Source organism: Streptomyces longisporoflavus (assembly GCF_014649775.1).
Lineage (GTDB): Bacteria > Actinomycetota > Actinomycetes > Streptomycetales > Streptomycetaceae > Streptomyces > Streptomyces longisporoflavus.
Genome location: NZ_BMTR01000105.1, coordinates 1 through 1,519, shown reverse-complemented (window position 1 = coordinate 1,519; position 1,519 = coordinate 1). Strand labels below are relative to the sequence as shown.

Annotated in this window: 1 protein-coding gene; it reads left to right on the top strand. The window is 67.9% G+C overall.

Annotation, left to right across the window (positions count from 1 at the left end; all coding sequences use genetic code 11):
• Nucleotides 1–1,519: hypothetical protein (locus tag IE226_RS43580; RefSeq protein WP_190087083.1), on the top strand; the 1,519-nt coding region annotated here is incomplete at both ends.

Here is a 1,519-nt window from a genome sequence, read left to right as displayed (position 1 = left end):
CACCATCCGGCACGGCATCTACCGTGACATCGTCCTGGAGATGGCCCGGGTGCTTGCCCAGCACGCGCGCGTAGGCGTGGCGGGCGCCAAGGCGAAGGATGTCACCGATCTGATCGACACGTATCTGATGGATCTGGCGTCGATCGCGGTGACCAATGACCACCGGGCGAGGGCGGTCACGGATCCCAGCTATACGGCCAGGGCCTACAACGCCTACAAGGCTCAATTCGCTGAGCACCTCGCAGCGGACAGCCCCGTCCGTCCTCTGCTGCCTGCGGACAAGGGCAGGTTCGGTGTCCTGGGTGATTTCGCGTCCCTGGCCACCAGTGTCGGAACCAACAACCGCGGCGACAGCATCCAGCAACCCACCGACCCCGACCAGATCCGGGACAGCGCCGGAGCCAATCCCGGCGAAGCGCGCCCCAGACTGCCCCAACCCGGCACCGACGCCGACACCGGTGCCGCCCCGCACATCACGATGTCGCCGAGCGGCACGCGCGACAGCCGCCCCCGTTTCGTGGTGCGTTCCGGTTTCGACGCACGGCGGTTCTCGTACCAGGGCGAGCCGGTCACCGACCTCACCGTCCGCGTCGCGTTCCGAGGCGCCGACGACCAGGCCACCCACGTGTTCGGCCAACTCGGCATGGGAGTCGAGGAGTTCCTCAACGGTCCGGACTATCGCCTGTTCAACGGCGACCGGCTGCACGTGACGGTCGAGCGAGTCGATCCCGCCGATGCCCCGCACCTGACCGTGGAGCTGACGGGCCGGGACCAGGGGATGGATCAGACCACCTGGTGGGCCGACGCCACCCCGGTGCAGCTGGTTCACGAACTCACCCACCAACTCGGCCTGCGCGACGAATACCGGGACACCGACTCCCCGCAGCGCCCCCATATCCTCGGCAGCCTCCTCGGCGACCTCAACAAGGCTCCCGAAGACGCTTCCCTCGCCCCCGCCGGGCTGCGCGACCGGCACCTGGCCCTGCTCGGAGCGCTCATCGGCGACGTAACCCCGGCGCCCCAGCACAACCCCGAGCAGAGCTGGGCGGCGGCCCGGAGCTCCGCCGTCGAGGAACTGCGCGAGTCCGTCTGGGTCGACCCGGTCTCCCTGCCCCGGCCTGACGACGGCACGGAGGCCACCGAGGTCCCGGCCCACGCTCCCCGGGACGCGGACGCGGCCCCCGCCGTGCTGGAGCCGACCCTTCGTACCTTCAAGCTGGGCAACTTCGAGTTCACCAATCTGAATCAGACGGACAGGTATGTCGAGAAGGCGGTCCGGATCGTCGAGCTGCTGGACGAGCACAGCACGATCAAGGATTTCGTCGGCGGCCGTCCGGTCCGTATCACGCTGCATGTGCGGACGACGGAGACCCCGGCCGATGTGCATGACCGGGGTGACGCGGGTGTCGAGATCAACCTGGCGAGTTATTACTTCGAGAAGTACGACATCGGTTATGTGATGGGCATGCTGGCCCATGAGATCGGCCTGCACCCGCTGGCCTCCGCGAACACCAAGATT